The 14,011-nt window shown below is 65.1% G+C and carries 14 protein-coding genes, 1 tRNA gene and 4 pseudogenes; 8 read left to right on the top strand and 11 right to left on the bottom strand.

Annotated elements, in window-relative coordinates; translation table 11 throughout:
• From pepF to GJ632_RS11605, 4 genes and pseudogenes are all read left to right on the top strand, one after another.
• Positions 1-1,718: oligoendopeptidase F (pepF, locus tag GJ632_RS11590; protein WP_191452991.1), on the top strand; the 1,718-nt coding region annotated here is incomplete at its 5' end.
• A gap of 274 nt (positions 1,719-1,992) precedes the next feature.
• Positions 1,993-2,436, top strand: a complete 444-nt coding sequence (locus GJ632_RS11595; RefSeq protein WP_191452992.1) for a type II toxin-antitoxin system antitoxin SocA domain-containing protein — start codon at positions 1,993-1,995, stop codon at positions 2,434-2,436.
• A gap of 95 nt (positions 2,437-2,531) precedes the next feature.
• Complete coding sequence (locus tag GJ632_RS11600; protein WP_191452993.1) at positions 2,532-3,035, top strand: hypothetical protein; 504 nt, start codon at positions 2,532-2,534, stop codon at positions 3,033-3,035.
• Positions 3,036-3,607: 572 nt separating this feature from the next.
• A pseudogene (locus GJ632_RS11605) lies at positions 3,608-3,862 on the top strand (M3 family metallopeptidase); the annotation flags it as partial.
• Positions 3,863-3,880: 18 nt separating this feature from the next.
• Here GJ632_RS11605 and GJ632_RS11610 read toward each other — a convergent pair.
• The 6 genes from GJ632_RS11610 to GJ632_RS11635 all read right to left on the bottom strand — a co-directional run bounded on the left by GJ632_RS11610 (position 3,881) and on the right by GJ632_RS11635 (position 6,983).
• On the bottom strand, positions 3,881-4,471 hold the full coding sequence (locus GJ632_RS11610) for a hypothetical protein (protein WP_191452994.1): 591 nt from the start codon (positions 4,469-4,471) through the stop codon (positions 3,881-3,883).
• An 84-nt stretch (positions 4,472-4,555) separates the two neighbouring features.
• Positions 4,556-4,780, bottom strand: a complete 225-nt coding sequence (locus GJ632_RS11615) for a hypothetical protein (protein ID WP_191452995.1) — start codon at positions 4,778-4,780, stop codon at positions 4,556-4,558.
• A 15-nt stretch (positions 4,781-4,795) separates the two neighbouring features.
• A complete protein-coding gene (locus GJ632_RS11620; RefSeq protein WP_191452996.1) occupies positions 4,796-5,509 on the bottom strand; it encodes a hypothetical protein in 714 nt (237 codons plus the stop codon).
• Entirely contained in the window at positions 5,506-5,823 is a 318-nt protein-coding gene (locus GJ632_RS11625) for a hypothetical protein (RefSeq protein ID WP_191452997.1), read from the bottom strand. Before GJ632_RS11625 ends, GJ632_RS11620 begins: the two co-directional genes overlap by 4 nt.
• Positions 5,820-6,533 (bottom strand): hypothetical protein, encoded by a 714-nt coding sequence (locus GJ632_RS11630; protein WP_191452998.1) that lies wholly within the window; start codon positions 6,531-6,533, stop codon positions 5,820-5,822. The genes GJ632_RS11625 and GJ632_RS11630 overlap by 4 nt, the downstream gene beginning before the upstream one ends.
• A gap of 376 nt (positions 6,534-6,909) precedes the next feature.
• A tRNA-Lys gene (locus GJ632_RS11635) sits at positions 6,910-6,983 on the bottom strand.
• A gap of 80 nt (positions 6,984-7,063) precedes the next feature.
• Between GJ632_RS11635 and GJ632_RS11640 the strand changes: the two are divergent.
• Positions 7,064-8,331, top strand: a pseudogene (locus tag GJ632_RS11640) (M20/M25/M40 family metallo-hydrolase).
• Here the strand turns inward: GJ632_RS11640 and GJ632_RS11645 are convergent.
• Together GJ632_RS11645 and GJ632_RS22115 are read right to left on the bottom strand one after the other, a co-directional pair.
• Positions 8,319-9,008 (bottom strand): hypothetical protein, encoded by a 690-nt coding sequence (locus tag GJ632_RS11645; RefSeq protein WP_191452999.1) that lies wholly within the window; start codon positions 9,006-9,008, stop codon positions 8,319-8,321. The pseudogene GJ632_RS11640 and the gene GJ632_RS11645 overlap by 13 nt on opposite strands.
• Before the next feature lie 144 nt (positions 9,009-9,152).
• Positions 9,153-9,323, bottom strand: coding sequence for a hypothetical protein (locus GJ632_RS22115; RefSeq protein ID WP_197427974.1), 171 nt, complete (start codon positions 9,321-9,323; stop codon positions 9,153-9,155).
• 313 nt (positions 9,324-9,636) lie between these two features.
• Here GJ632_RS22115 and GJ632_RS11650 point away from each other — a divergent pair, with 313 nt between their 5' ends.
• From GJ632_RS11650 to GJ632_RS11660, 3 genes and pseudogenes are all read left to right on the top strand, one after another.
• Positions 9,637-9,948, top strand: a complete 312-nt coding sequence (locus GJ632_RS11650) for a hypothetical protein (RefSeq protein WP_191453000.1) — start codon at positions 9,637-9,639, stop codon at positions 9,946-9,948.
• A gap of 91 nt (positions 9,949-10,039) precedes the next feature.
• Positions 10,040-11,811: pseudogene (locus tag GJ632_RS24750) on the top strand (nitrite/sulfite reductase).
• A 51-nt stretch (positions 11,812-11,862) separates the two neighbouring features.
• Positions 11,863-12,171: a DUF6360 family protein gene (locus GJ632_RS11660; protein ID WP_089809115.1), complete on the top strand. Its 309-nt coding sequence runs from the start codon at positions 11,863-11,865 to the stop codon at positions 12,169-12,171.
• Between the two features lie 267 nt (positions 12,172-12,438).
• Here the strand turns inward: GJ632_RS11660 and GJ632_RS11665 are convergent, their stop codons facing one another.
• The 3 genes and pseudogenes from GJ632_RS11665 to GJ632_RS11675 all read right to left on the bottom strand — a co-directional run.
• Complete coding sequence (locus GJ632_RS11665; RefSeq protein WP_191453001.1) at positions 12,439-12,855, bottom strand: hypothetical protein; 417 nt, start codon at positions 12,853-12,855, stop codon at positions 12,439-12,441.
• Between the two features lie 121 nt (positions 12,856-12,976).
• Positions 12,977-13,165: a hypothetical protein gene (locus GJ632_RS11670; protein WP_191453002.1), complete on the bottom strand. Its 189-nt coding sequence runs from the start codon at positions 13,163-13,165 to the stop codon at positions 12,977-12,979.
• A gap of 10 nt (positions 13,166-13,175) precedes the next feature.
• A pseudogene (locus GJ632_RS11675) lies at positions 13,176-14,011 on the bottom strand (hypothetical protein); the annotation flags it as partial.

Genomic DNA, 14,011 nt, shown 5'->3' on the forward strand with positions numbered 1-14,011 from the left:
GGGAGGCGGCGTTCGAGGACGTGCAGGGACGACTCGAGGAGTTAGCCGAGTACGAGGGGCGCGTGACCGAGACGCCCGGCGGACTTCTCGAACTGCTCGAACGCCAAGAGGACATCATGCGCGACGTCTCGAAGGTGGTCAGTTACGCCAGCCTGCGGAGCGCCGAGGACACCCGGAATCAGGAGTATCAGGCGCTGCAGGCGAGAGCCGAGTCGCTCTCCTCGGAGGCGCAGTCGACGGTGAGTTTCGTCGAACCCGAACTGCAGGAACTGAGCGAGGAGGACGTCGAGTCGTTCGTCGAGGCGGAACCCGCGCTGGCCGAGTACGAACACTACTTCGACGACGTGCTTCGGATGAAACCGCACACCCGGTCGGCCGAAGTCGAGGAACTCCTCGCGGAGTTGGGCGAAGTCGCCGGCGCGCCCAGCGACATCTACAACATGCTGTCGAACGCGGACATGACGTTCCCCACCGTCGAGAACCCCGAGGGCGAGTCCGTCGAAATCTCGCAGGGGAACTTCACGAAACTCCAGAAGCACCCGAACCGCGAGTTCCGCCGCGAGGTGTACGAGCAGTTCTACGACGAGTGGGCGGACGTTCGCAACAGCGTCGGCACCGCGCTGAAGAACAGCGTCAAGAAGGACGTGAAGTACGCGAAGGCGCGGAACTACGACACCGCCCGTGCGGCCGCCCTCGACGGTCCGAACGTCCCCGTCGAGGTGTACGACACTCTCCTCGAGACGGTGCGTGACAACCTCGACTACCTCCACCGCCACGCCGAACTGAAGCGGGAAGCGCTCGACGTCGAGGAGTTGGAGATGTGGGACCTCTACATGTCGCTGACGGGCGACGAGGGGCCGGAGGTCACCTACGAGGAGGCCACGGAGTACATCGTCGAAGCCGTCGCCCCTCTCGGCGAGGAGTACCAGTCCCGCGTCGCGGAGGGCCTGGAGAACCGCTGGGTCGACGTGTACGAGAACCGCGGGAAGCGCGCCGGCGCGTTCTCCGCCGGCACGTACGACACCCAGCCGTTCATCATGATGAACTATCAGGACGACATCGCGAGCATGTTCACGCTCGCTCACGAACTCGGCCACTCCCTGCACTCCGAACTGGCGAAGGACGAACAGCCGTGGCACTACGCCGACTACACCATCTTCGTCGCCGAAGTCGCCTCCACGGTGAACGAGACGCTCCTCACCCACCACCTGCTCGAGAACGTCGAGGACGAGGCGTTGCGGACCCACGTCCTCGACGAGTACCTCGAACGCTTCCGCTCGACGCTGTACCGCCAGACGATGTTCGCCGACTTCGAACACCAGATTCACACCGTGAGCGAAGACGGCGGCGCACTCACGCCCGACCGGTTCGACGACCTGTACGGCGACCTGAAACAGGAGTTCTACGCGCCCGCGAACGTGGACGACCGAATCGCTCGCGAGTGGATGCGTATTCCTCATTTCTACTACTCCTATTATGTCTATAAATATGCAACTGGAATTAGTGCTGCAGTCGCATTAGTTGAACGCATCCTTGACGAGGGGGAACCCGCTGCCGCCGATTATCGGGAGGCTCTGGCGATGGGTGGTAGTGCATACCCAATGGAAATACTTGAAACTGCGGGGGTTAACATGGCATCGCCAGAACCAATCGAAGACGCACTCTCGGTCTACAACGATTATCTCGGCCAAATAGCCAACCTGCTGGACCTCGAATAGAAAGGGTCACACCATTTGTACAGTCAGATGAATCGTTTTCAAATCGAACCAGTTTGTTTCGACAGATGATAATGTACCGTCACAACTATACGCTCAGCGCCTTATCTTTATAAACACGAACGCAAGATAAACGTGCAGAGTGCAGACATTCAGTCTATATTGACTGTGTGTTCAACTGGAAAAGGATGGAATCCGAGCTTGGGAGGAGGCGGTGATTATGATAAGAAAGGTAGATTACAAACTTTCACAACGGGCCAATTGGGTGCTTCGGCTGATGTACACCCCGAACGACGATGGCGTCCCTCAGCCAATCTACGGGCGCACGCGAATCATGAAAGCCATGTTCCTCGTCCAGCGGAAGCTCAAGGAGGAATTTGGTGAAGACGCAGGCTTCGATTTTGAAGCCTACAAATATGGTCCGTTCGATAAAGGGGTCTATGACGCGCTCGAAGACCTGATACAAAAGAAGCTCATCCACAAGATACCGGCTGAGGATGACTCCTCTCCCCGTGACGAACCACGATATGAGCTGACCGAAAAAGGCCAAGAGGAGGCGAAGCGACTGTACGAACAGTTGGACATGGAGAAAAAGAGGCTCCTACGATGGGTCCGATACCAACAAGCAGAGCGGCCGCTTGGCAGCCTCCTATCATACGTCTACCGGAAATATCCCGATATGGCAGCTGAATCTGAAATCTCTGACCGAGTCATTCCATAGATACACATCTTTTTCTGTTACAAATGCAGATTCCACCTCTCTGGTCACTATTCTTTACGGCTATCAGTCTTTTGGCCGGTCTAATTACATTCGGAATGGAGCATCCCCGGAAACAGTATCTCAAGAGCATACCAGATGTGAAGAACGACCGACTCGCAGAGGTCAACAACGCTTTAGGACCGATTGTTTCTGATGTGATTGAGTTCATGGAACAGGGAGATGACGGTTCTGCCGAAGACCTCACCGAGACAGACCAAGCGACTGTTGCTTTGGCTGAAAGCCTCTCCCCATCGGATGACCTACCGGATGTAAAAGAAGCAATCAAAAATTTCTATTTTCCTGAACGTATTTTCAAATGGTGCCGACGGTCGCATGATGCATGTTATGTCTTCTTTGTTTCTGGGGTTGTGCTGGGAATCATCCCAGCCGCAGCCGAGACATCGGTTGCTGATGACAAGATACCGGGAATAGCAAGTGCGGTTTCATATTGGGGTGCGGCGGGAGCGACAATACTGGGTGTAGTGGTGTTTCTGGCATTTCTTTGGCTGCGGTCAAAGCTTGACAATATGACTGAGGCTGCAGACTTCAAACTGAGCTGACTCGCGTTTCATGCGCTCCCCCTCTTAACATCAAACGTATCTCTGGAACACTTATTGTTTTTATTATCAGTCTCTTTTTCGGATGTGTTACACCAAGTCGGCCCCAAGTGGACAGTAGAGTGGCCAACCCCAGCCCCACACGACGATGAGTTCCTTGTCACGCTTATGCTAAGCCGGGAGCAAGCAATGGAGTTCGGAGACGAACTGATAAATTCGCTTCAGATGGATGGGCCGGTGTTGCGAGAACGAGATTTGAACCCCGCAGAGCCATTTGCATGGAAGATTGAGGATGGAGAATTAGTAACCAGACGAATCTCACGTCAAGCGTTTGAGGCGGTTGCCGAAAGTGACCGAGACGACGCTTACTCTGCGCATAGGACCCTCAAGCACCGTGCAGAATTTCGAATTCGAGGGATACTTTAGCGAACGCAGTAGTAAGATAGTACCCCGCATTTAACTAATCGAGAATTCGTACCTATATTCGTCATCAGGGCCAGAGATTAGGTAATTGCTCAATCCAATCCGAGATACGTCTCTATTTCCGATTCGCTATTAGTACATTGTCGATGACCTACTACAACTACTACGTCTACCAGTACTCGACGGGCATCTCCGCCGCCGTCGCCATCGTCGAACGCATCCTGAACGACGGGGAGGAGGCAGCCGCGGACTACCGCGAGGCACTCGCCCTCGGCGGGTCGGCCTACCCGATAGACGTGCTGGAGACGGCGGGCGTCGACATGGCGTCGCCCGACCCCATCGAGTCCGCCCTCGGCGTCTACGGCGACTACCTCGACGAGATAGCCGACCTGCTGGACCTCGAATAGGGCGACCGGGGCGCGGCCTCACCGCTTCCCGCGGACCGTCGAGAACCCCGTCGATGAACCCATATCCGACCGCGAGGACGGGACCGTCGAGAACCGCGACGACCCGGCGGTAGACTGCATCCGGCCATCATCGTCGTCCTCGTCGTCTCCGAGCAACCCATCGTCGTCTTCTTGCTCGTCGCCCCCGCTCGCCTCGTCGTCCGAGAACATCGCACGGAGGCGCTCGACGTGCTCTTCGAGTTCGACGAGTTCGTCGTCCTCGTCTCCCGTTCCGTCGTCGTCCGCGCCGTCCTCCTCGCCGTCGGCCGAGTCGTCGTCGGTCAACGAGTCGATGAATCCCTCGTCGTCGCCGTCCGACTTGCCGTCGTCGTCGGTCAGCGTGTCGACCAGTCCCGCGTCGTCGCCGCCCGACTCGTCGCCGCTCTCGCCGTCGTCTGCCCCGCCGTCGGCGCTCTCGGCCGGCGCGCCGTCCGCCTCGTCCTCGTCGCCGAGGTGACCGAACTGGTCGAGGTACTCCTTCAGTTGCGCGAACCCGCCGTCGTCCTCGCTCCTTCGCCGACGACGCGGTCCAGACGGTCGATTCGCTCCTCGTCGGAGAGGTCGGACCACGATTCGCCCATGTCGGCCAGTCGGAGGAGTCGCCGTAACTCGACTATCGCGGCGGCGTCGGCGTCGCGAATCACCGCCGGGAGGTCAACCGGCGAGACGTCGTCCGGGACGTCGTCGAACCCCGGCCGCGTCCAGCAGGTCCGCGACAGACGCCGACGAGACGGCCGACGCGAGTCGCTCCGTCGACTCGCGGAGCGACTCGCGTTCCTCCCCGGGGAGCGATCCGTCCTCGCGTTCGGCGTCCGCGCTCTCGGCCGCCGTCGTGGCTTCTTCGAACGCGTCGCCGAGTTCCGTCTCCGTGTCCGTCATGAGTGGCTCGGGGCGTTACTCCCCGTCGTCGTCTGCACCGTCTTCTGTCCCCTCCGCGTCGAACTGCTCGACGATGGCGTCGACCATCTCGTCCTTCGGGAGGTTCGCCTTCACGTCGGACTCCTTGGCGATGGACTGGAGTTTCGAGTACTCCATCATCTCCAGTAGCTCGCGGTACGTCTCCTTTCGGAGTTCGTCCATCTGCCCCGACTGGAGCGCCTCGGCCGCCTCGCTGGCCTTCTCGCCGGCCGCGTCCGACGCGTCCTCGGCCGCCTCCTCGGCGGACGCTTTGGCGTCTTCGGCCGTCTCCTTCGCCTCGTCGGCCGCGTCCGTCGCCTCGTCGGACGCCTCGGCCGCCGCCTCTTTGGCGGCCTCCTGTCGCTCCTCCAGTCGGTCGATAGCCCCGCGGAGGGCGTCGCCGACCGGTTCCTTGAACTCCGGCTTCCGGAGCGTGCGTCCGACCGCGACGAGCAGCGACTTGGCGAACCGGGCCGACAGCGACGGGTCGTCGTCGTCCCAGAACGTCAGCTTCGACAGGAGCCAGTCGACGAGGCCGCGGCCGAGGGCGCGTCCGAGCGCCTCGCCCAGCGTCTCGCCGACGGACCGGCCGAGCGACTGCCCGTCGACGTCGTCCAGCACGTCGTCGTCGCCGGTCAGCACCGAACCGACGTCTATCTCGTCGACGACGTCGTTGGCGACCTCCGACGTCACGTCGGCGGTGTCGCTCACGACGCCTCACCTCCGTCGTCGTCCGCAGCGTCGCTCTCGCCGTCCGACGCCGGGTCGCCGCTCTCGCCCTCGGCGTCGTCGGTGTCGGCGTCGCCGTCCGACTCGTCTCCGCCGGAGAGTAGCGGCTCTACGACCGTCGCACCGAGGGCGCCGCCGGCCCACGCGCCGAGACTGCGCCCGACGAACGCGCCGACGGCCTCGCCGGCCGTCGCGTCCTCGTCTTCGAACTCGTCGGCCAACGGCGTGTCGGCGAACACCGCGGCGAAGTCCACGTTCTCGAACGCTCCCGCGACGCTCGGCGTCTTCTCGCTCATGCTTCGGACCCGGACCCCGACTCGCCGCCGTCGTCGGAGTCTTCGAACATCTGCTCGACGAGTTCCTTCAGCACCGAGGTGAGAATCTCGTCGAACGGCACGTCGGCGAACGCCTCGCTCAGCGACTCCTTCACGGAGCCTGCCGCCTCGGACACGCGGCTCTCGCCGTCTTCTCCGTCACCCTCGCCGTCCTCGCCCTTGCCGCCTTCGCCGCTGCTGAGGAAGTCACCGAAGAGGCCGCCCTCGCCGTCCTCGTCGGACGTGATGCCCTCGAACAGGCTCCCGCCGACGAGGTCCATCAGCAGTCCGCTGTCGCCGGAGCCGAGGAGGCCGGAGACGGCGTCGAGGAGGTTTCCGAGGAGGTTTCCGGGACCGCTGACCGCGGAGACGTCGAGCACGACTTCGTCCAGGTCGACTTCGAGGCCGAGGAGGTCGAGGAAGAGCCCTTCGAGGTCGAGAAAGAGGACGGTCGTTCCTTCGTCCTCCTCGTAGTCCTCGCTCTCGTCTTCGGCCTCCGCGCCGGACTCCGCCTCGGCGGACTCGGACTGGCCGTTGGAAGCCGCGTCGCCGTCCTCTCCGCCGCTCTCCTCCTCTTGCTCGGCGGCCTGCGCCTCACCGCCGTCGGTGAGGATGCGGCACTCGTCAGGAGTCTGCAGTCGGTTCGGCGCTTCGTCGACTCGCTCGTCGGACGGCGTAGACGCGTCAGTCATGGGTTCTCTTTTGCGATTCAAGTGGCCCACACTAAGCCATTCTGGCAGACAGCCCGCGAGAGTCACGAATTCTGGTGTTTCAGGCACTGACTGCTTTCTCGACGGTTGTTATTTTACGAGAATATGAGTTCGATATTAATACCGCTCGCGAACCGAGTCTTCCGGGGATGAACTTGCTCGCTCCGGTGCGCGCGTCCAGTCGGGGTCAGTCCCCCCGCGGGTACCGACTTCGCTCCTCGCTGTCACTCGGAGACGAAGAAGCGGGCCGGGAGAGACTTGAACCTCAGTCGCTTCGCTCACTCCGTTCGCTACGCTCTCTGGTTCAAGTCTCCCGTCGGAGGTACGACACCGCTCGCTGTCGCTCGCGGGTCTGTAACGGGCCGGGAGGGACTTGAACCCCCGACCGTCTGGTTAAAAGCCAGACGCTCTGCCAAACTGAGCTACCGGCCCTCGACCGTTCATAACTGACGGGTGGTGATAAGCGTTTACTCTCGCGTAGACTCTTGTACCGCGGCGTTGTCGGTCGAACTATGGCAGACGATCCGGCCGACACTTCCTTAGGAAAGTTCGTAGACGAATTCCTCCGCTTCGACACCACAGACGGGAACGAGGCGGCGGCGCAGGCGTGGTTTCGAGACCGACTCGACGCGTTCGGCTTCGACGTGTACGAGTGGCGGGCCGACGCGGAACGACTCGCCGCCCACTCGTCGTTCCCGGACGACCCCGCGGAGATAGCCGTCGCCGACCGACCCAGCGTCGGCGGCGTGGTGGAGTTCGGCGACCCCGACGCCGGCCGAACGCTCGTGCTGAACGGCCACACCGACGTGGTGCCGGCCGACCGGGAGAACTGGTCGTCGGACCCGTTCGAACCGGTCTGGTCCGACGGACGACTCACCGCGCGCGGGGCCGCGGACATGAGTCGGGGGTCGGCGCGGCCGTCTTCGCCGCGCGCGACCTGGTCGAACGCGTCGAATCGGGCGACCTGGAGGGACTGAACGGCCGCGTCGTCGTCGAGAGCGTCGTCGGCGAGGAGGAGGGGGGAATCGGGGCGGCCGCGGCCGCACTCGACAACCCCTACCCGTTCGACCGTGACGCCGCCATCGTCGCCGAACCGACCGAACTCCGGTGCGTGACGGCGACGGAGGGGACGGTGATGAAGCGGTTGCGGATTCGCGGGCGGGCGGCGCACGCCGCGACGCGGTGGAAGGGCGAGGACGTGTTGCCGCACTTCGAGCGCATCCGACAGGCGTTCTTCGAGTTGGAGTCCGAACGCGGCGAGTCGGTGTCGCATCCGCTGTACGACGAGTACCCCATCCCGTGGCCCATCGTCGTCGGCATCGTGCGCGCCGGGTCGTGGTCGTCGTCGGTGGCCGGCACGCTGACGGCGGAGTGGCGCTTCGGCGTCGCGCCCGGCGAGACGGTGGACGAGGTGGAGGCGCAGTTCGAGGAGCGTCTGGCCGAGGTGGTCGAAGCGAGCGACTGGCTCTCCGAGCACCCGCCGGACTTCGAGCGGTTCACCATCCAGTTCGAACCCGCCGAGATAGACGCCGACGAACCCGTGGTGCAGTCGCTCCGGGAAGCGATGACCGCGACGGGCCACGACGACACCGACCCGGTGGGAGCGACGTACGGCGCGGACTCGCGGCACTACGTCGCCGCCGGGATTCCCACCGTCGTGTACGGCCCGGGCACCGTCGAACAGGCGCACTTCCCCGACGAGAGCATCGACTGGGCAGAGGTGGAGACGGCCAGAGAGACGTACGTGGAGGCGGCGGCGCGGTTCCTTCAGTCGAAGTAGTCGTCAAGCGCCTCGTCCACGATGTCGCCCGGCGTGCGGTTCTCCAGCGACGCCCGGAGGCGGAGTTCGCGGTACCGGTCGGGCGAGACGGCGAGTTCGAGACGGCCGAGTCGGACGCCGTGTTCGGCGAGGGCGTCGGCGACCGAGCGCCCGTCGTTCACCTCGCTGGCGGCGCGGCGGACCTCCCGAACCGTCAGGTCGCCGTCGAGGACGGCCCACGCGAGGTCGAACCGGTCCGGCCCGGGGACGCGGGCGATGTGCTTGGCCGCGGTGGGCGCGATGTGTCCGCGGGCGACGTGTCGGCGCACGGCCTGCGGTAGGTCGTGGACGCGCGCCCACTTGCGGATGAACGAGACGGAGACGTCGCCGCCGGCGCGTTCGGCGGCCTTCTTGTACGACCCGACGCCACGGACGAGGGCGGCGCACGCCGCGGCGCCGCGGAGCATGTAGACGTTGTCCTCGTCGCCGACGGTGTTCTCCGAGAAGGCGCGGACCGTCGTCGCCGCCTCGGCGAGACTCTCGGGGTCGTCCGGGTCGAACCCGACGGCCTCGCGGGCGCGTTCGCCCGTTATCTCGGGGTCCGCCCGGACCACGGGCTCTCCGACCGGTTCCTCGCGGTCGGTGGGGAGCGAGTCGCGCCGGCGACCACCGTCGGGTTCCCGGTCCTCGTCCGTCATTCGTACACCTCAGTAGCGGGCCGGCCGATAAAAGCGTCTCCCCGTCCGGCGACGTCTGCTGCGGCGGGGTCGAAACCGGGGTTCGAGGTGGGCGCGTTCGCCCACCTCGGGGCGGGTCCGAGCGTGCGAACGTCACACACCGCGTCAGTCGCCGCGGTTCTCCGAGAGGTGTTCCCAGATCTCCGTACATCCCGCGCCGTCGTCGAGCGACGTGAGGTGGTCGTAGTCGTCGTCGACCGCCTCGTCGGCGTCCGAGTCCGGTCGCTCCTCGTCGGCGGCCGTCTCGTGGTCGGCGTCGAACGTGTCCGGACTCATTCGTCGTCGGACCCGTCGGTGAGGTGCAGTTCGGGCGCGACGTCAGCCGAGACGTGCTGTCTCCGACCGGCGGGTCGGGGGGGGAGAGTCGGTCATCGATTACCCGAAGGGACGGTACTCGGATAAGCGACACTTCGGGAGTAAACCGTACCTTTACTCCGGGAAACCAGAACCGATTGCCGTCATCTTCGACGCGAACTCTCGACGACAATCGACAGACAGCAGCCGATTTCGAACCCGCCGTCGCGTCACCGACCGAGTCGGCCTTTGCTCGCGCCGTCAGAGTGGGGTAGACCGAAGACCTATCGAGCGTATGGTAGTTGCGCTTCGCATCCTCGACGACGGCGCGTGGATATCAGTCGACGACGACCGGAAGGTGAGCGTGAGCGAACTCTGGCGCGTTCCGGGCGGCGGTTTCTGCGGGTGCGACCTGACCGACCTAGTCGTCGAGGGGTTCGTCGAAGTGGGCGTCGACGGTCGGACGGTCGACGTTCGAGCGTACGGGCAGTGCATCGCCTGCGGGGCCGCCGGGACGACCGACTGGACGCCGGTCGGCCGCCTCGTCGAGGGCGAATTCCGTCACCTGGACCGCGAGGGCGTCCTCAGCCCCGTCGCCGGCGAGTAACCGGCAACGAGTTCCGCTATACGGAAGCACCGGGCAGGGTTGACGAGAGGAACTGGCCTATGGGGACGGGGTTCCAGAGGAGTGTACGACCATGCCCACGGACGTCGAACGCTGGAAGTCAGAGGTGTACGGCAACGAGATACGCGACCACCTGTACGAGTTCGCGGAGGAGGGGTGGAGCGCCATCCCGGAGGACGAACGCGACGCGTGGTTCGAGCGCTTCAAGTGGTGGGGGCTGTACCACCAGCGGAACGGTCAGGAGTCGTACTTCATGATGCGCATCGGAACGCCGAACGGCGTCCTCGAACCGGGGCAACTGCGCGTCGTCGGCGAGATAGCCGAGGAGTACGCCACCGGGCCGGGGACGAACCCCATCTTCGGCGACGCCTACGCGGACTTCACGACGCGACAGTCCATCCAACTGCACTGGATAAACATCGAGGACGTGCCCGCCATCTTCGAGAAACTGGAGGAAAACGGCATGTCCACCCAGCAGGCCTGCGGCGACTCCTGGCGGAACATCGTCGGCAACCCCGTCGCCGGCAAGGACGCCGAGGAAGTCGTGGACGCGTGGCCGGTCATCCGCGACCTCAACGAGACGTTCAAGGGTGACGACGACCACTCGAACCTCCCGCGCAAGTGGAAGGTGTCGGTCACGGGGTCGCCCGACGGGTCCGGTCAGGGCGACATCAACGACCTCGCCTTCGAACCGGCGTACAGAGAGGTCGACGGCGAGGAACGCGTCGGCTTCACGTCCGGGTCGGCGGCGGCCTCGCGCGCAACGAGGAACGCCTCGCCCGCGACATCGACGTGTGGGTCCCCCCCGAGGACGTCGCCGACGTGGCGGGCGGCCTCTCCGCCCTGTTCCGCGACTACGGCGACCGCGAGGACCGGTACAACGCCCGCATCAAGTTCCTCGTGGACGAGTGGGGGCCGGAGGAGGTCCGCCGCGTCCTGCAGGAGGAGTACGTGGACTTCGAACTCGCCGCCGCGGGCCGCGACGTTCGGGACGAGTACACCTACAACGCCGGCGACGGCGGCCGAAACGACCTCGTCGGCGTCCACGAACAGAAGGACGGGAGCTACTTCGTCGGCCTGAACGTCCTCGTCGGCCGGATGGGGGCCGCCGACGTCCTCGAACTGGCCGACCTGGCCGACGAGTACGGCTCCGGCGAGGTCCGCCTCTCCCAGCGACAGAACGTCATCGTCACCGACGTGCCCGAGGAGGCCCTCGACGACTTCCTCGCGGCCGACCTCCTCGACCAGTACTCGCCGGACCCCTCGCCGTTCATGCGCGGGTCCGTCGCCTGTACGGGGACGGAGTTCTGCTCGCTGTCCATCGTGGAGACGAAGAACCGGCAGGTCCGCTACGCCCGGTGGCTGAAGGAGAACGTCGAACTACCCGAGGACGTCGACCAGTTCCACGTCCACCTCTCGGGGTGTACGGCCTCCTGCGCCCAGCCGCAGATTGCCGACGTCAGCCTCCGCGGGATGAAGACGCGGAAGGACGGCGAACCGGTCGAAGCCCTCGACGTGGGACTGGGCGGCGGCCTCGGCGAGGAACCGCAGTTCGCTCGCTGGGTGACGCAACGCGTCCCCGCCGACGAGGTGCCGGGCGCAATCCGGAACCTCCTCGACCGGTTCGCGGAGAACCGCGCGGACGGCGAGAGCTTCCGCGAGTTCGTCGCCCGCCACGACGACGAGGAACTCGACGCGTTCGTCGACCCCGAGGAGACGGACTACGACGACCCGATGATGCACAACACGAAGATGACCTGGTACCCGTACGCCGACGACGACTCGATGGACGCGAGTCCGGCCCCGACGCACCCCGGCGACGCGCCGACGTCGGCGGACGACTGAGCGACGACAAGGGACGACAGCGATAAGCGCGTCCCGCGACGACGACTCTCCATGCCCAACAGACTGCTCCGCGTGAACGCGTACACGACGTTCGACATGCTCGACGGCGAGGCGGTGGGCCACGACTTCACCGAGGAGGCGTTCGCCGTCCTCAACGTCACCGCGCCGCGGCAGAACCCCGACCACGTCCGACTCGAACTCGAACTCGACAACGGTCAGTTGGACCACCTGCCGGCGCACGCCGACAGGGTGACGCTCTCGGCGTCCGAGGCGCGGACCCTCGCCGAGGAACTGGAGTCGTACGCCGACCGGGTCGAGGCGGCCCAGAGCGACGACGCGCCGGACCGATCGGACGACTGAGGGTCGCTCGTCGGAGGGTTCGGGTCTCGACGTCGCTAGACGGGAATCGCAGCGCTCGCCGTCGTCGCGTCGGCGGTCAAAAGTGTCGCGTCGAACTCGCGACGGAAGGGGTGGGGGGTGGGGAGTTCCGGGGGGAGATGGAACACCGTCGCGAATGGTGGGTGCCACTTCGACGCGCATCGTTTTCTACGGGACCACCGTACATATAACCAATCGAAACGTGTCCTGTACGCGCACTTTCGTCTTCGACGATAGGCTCGCGGGCGGTCACTCGTTCCAGCCGGCGCGTTCCCGCCACTGGGCTTGCTGCCGGCGTTCGGTCACGTGGTCGATGCCGTCGGCGAGGACGTCTCTGACGGCGCTCTCGAAGTCCGTCACGTCCGCGAGCATCCCCGACTGGAACGCCCGCACCAGTTCGTACGTCCACCGGTCGTCGACGGCGCCCGCCGGGAGGATGTGGTCGCGGAGTTCGTCCGCCCACGCGTCGTGTCCGGCGTCGCGGAGACGCGACTCCGCGACGGCCAGGTGGTCCATGGCGTGTCCGATCTGATGGTGGAACGTCAACAGCGCGCCGTACCCCCGGTAGACGTGTTCGAGACCGAGTTCTAACTCGTGGAGCGCCTCCCGTTCGGCGTCCGTGAGGTCGAGGTCCGGCCGACTCGACGGAGAGTGGTCGTCGCTCATACGCGAACTACGTCACGTCGACGCATACCATTGTCGGCGGACGGCGAGTCGATGGGCGCCGGAGGAGTCGCGTCGCCGCCGGACGCGTCCGGGCCAGACGAACGCCGCGTTCGCCGGGGAGTCAGCGGCGATGATACCGCTGGAACGCCTCGAAACCGACGAGTCCGACGGTGACGCCGGCGCCGACGGCGAATCCGAGGGCGAGTCCGCCGCCGAGACTCCCCGAACGGAGGACGCCGACGACGGCACCGAGGGCGGTTGCGGCGGCGACAGACGCGAGTGCGCGGACCACGAGCGACGTATCGACCACGGGAGAGCCGTTAGCCGCCTCGCAGAAAGTCGTTTTCCGCGCTCCCGTCGAACGGCGACTCGGCTCCGAGGACGAGCACCGACCCGACGACGAGGACGACGCCCGCGAGGGCGAGAGCGAGGGACGGCGAAGCGGCGTCGGAGACGACGCCGCCGGCGAGTTGGAACGGGACGACGGTGAGTCCGCTCGCCATCGCCATCGCGCTCAGCACCGTGGCGCGTCCGAGCGTCTCGATGCGGTCGTTGACGTACTGCCCGGCGAGCGAGCGGGTCGGTTCGACGACGACGCGGGCGAGGAGGAGGACGGGCACCGCGATGAGGGGGACGAAGAGCGCGGCCACCAGTCCGCCACCGACGACGAACGGGAGGGCGACGTACCACCGCCGGAGGCCGACTATCTCGCGTATCGCCTCGAGGCGGTAGCTCACGCCCGCTGAGACGAGGTTGATGACGGCGTAGAACCCGCCTAGCAGCGTCTCGACCCGAAACGGGAGGGCGTGGCCGACGACGGCCGACTCGAACACCGGTTGGAGGAACATGAAGACGAGGTAGGAGACGGCGGAGAACAGGACGTAGTAGTAGACGACGAACGAGCGGAGCGACGGCCGCGAGAGCACCCCGCGGACGATTCGGAGCGACTCGCGGATGCCGAGCGTCTCCCGCGCCTCGTACTCGTCGGGGTCCGACAGCGTCAGGAGGACGCCGACGCCGAGGGCGGTGCCGGCGCGACTACGCCGAGGCGTCGTAGCCCCGCGCCTCGACGGCGGGCGACGAGTTCGGACGCGTCCGCCTCGCCCCTCCACCCTCACGGACGACGACTCGTGGTCGGCGGGTGGCGGGATTTCGA

The organism is Halogeometricum sp. CBA1124, from assembly GCF_009741955.1.
GTDB classification, from domain to species: domain Archaea; phylum Halobacteriota; class Halobacteria; order Halobacteriales; family Haloferacaceae; genus Halogeometricum; species Halogeometricum rufum.

Excerpts from the sequence above, each read along its gene's own strand:
- GJ632_RS11595 (WP_191452992.1), top strand. The coding sequence starts at position 1,993 with ATGTACACCCCGAACGACGATGGCGTCCCTCAGCCAATCTACGGGCGC.
- GJ632_RS11600 (WP_191452993.1), top strand. The coding sequence starts at position 2,532 with ATGGAGCATCCCCGGAAACAGTATCTCAAGAGCATACCAGATGTGAAG.
- GJ632_RS11615 (WP_191452995.1), bottom strand. The coding sequence starts at position 4,780 with ATGACGGACACGGAGACGGAACTCGGCGACGCGTTCGAAGAAGCCACG.
- GJ632_RS11625 (WP_191452997.1), bottom strand. The coding sequence starts at position 5,823 with ATGAGCGAGAAGACGCCGAGCGTCGCGGGAGCGTTCGAGAACGTGGAC.
- GJ632_RS11630 (WP_191452998.1), bottom strand. The coding sequence starts at position 6,533 with ATGACTGACGCGTCTACGCCGTCCGACGAGCGAGTCGACGAAGCGCCG.
- GJ632_RS11645 (WP_191452999.1), bottom strand. The coding sequence starts at position 9,008 with ATGACGGACGAGGACCGGGAACCCGACGGTGGTCGCCGGCGCGACTCG.
- GJ632_RS22115 (WP_197427974.1), bottom strand. The coding sequence starts at position 9,323 with ATGAGTCCGGACACGTTCGACGCCGACCACGAGACGGCCGCCGACGAG.
- GJ632_RS11650 (WP_191453000.1), top strand. The coding sequence starts at position 9,637 with ATGGTAGTTGCGCTTCGCATCCTCGACGACGGCGCGTGGATATCAGTC.
- GJ632_RS11660 (WP_089809115.1), top strand. The coding sequence starts at position 11,863 with ATGCCCAACAGACTGCTCCGCGTGAACGCGTACACGACGTTCGACATG.
- GJ632_RS11665 (WP_191453001.1), bottom strand. The coding sequence starts at position 12,855 with ATGAGCGACGACCACTCTCCGTCGAGTCGGCCGGACCTCGACCTCACG.